Genomic DNA, 578 nt, shown 5'->3' on the forward strand with positions numbered 1-578 from the left:
GACGCCAAGCGCCGGTTGTGTGAATGCTTTGGGAATGATGGCACCGCGATGTTGAATCACAGCACCTGCCAGTGCGTTGCCTCTTTGGCATGAGGTCGCGAGATCGGCGCCAGCGAGGTATGCCGATAAAAAGCCACCATTGAATGAGTCGCCCGCCGATGTGGTGTCCACCACTTGAGCGACAGGTTGGGTTGGCACGGCTTGTGGAGCCTGAGCCGCGCTCGAACCCTGATTTGTTGAGTCTTGAACTAAGCAGCCATCTGCGCCGAGCTTGACGATACATTTGCCCACGCCAACAGAGGTAAGGCGTTCAATGGTTTGCTCTGGTGTTTCGTCACCCCAGATCAATTGCTCATCATCAAAAGTCACCAAGGCAACGTCCGTCAGTTGATACATGGCTTGGTACACATTTTTGACGGTTTGATTATCGTCTTGAGGCCATAGCGCTGGACGGAAGTTACTATCAAACGCGATTTCAACGCCTTGGGCTTTCAGTTCGACCAACAAATTAAGCAGTGAAATTCGGTCTTCATCTGGCAAGATAGCTAAAGAGATACCGCTGAGAAACACCGCATCCA

The 578-nt window shown here is 51.9% G+C and carries 1 protein-coding gene; it reads right to left on the minus strand.

All coding sequences use genetic code 11. From position 1 onward, the window contains the following. A partial coding sequence (locus R7Q48_RS29485; RefSeq protein WP_318133917.1) for a sugar kinase occupies positions 1–578 on the minus strand: 578 nt, incomplete at both ends.

The sequence above is a fragment of the Vibrio sp. 378 genome, assembly GCF_033339435.1.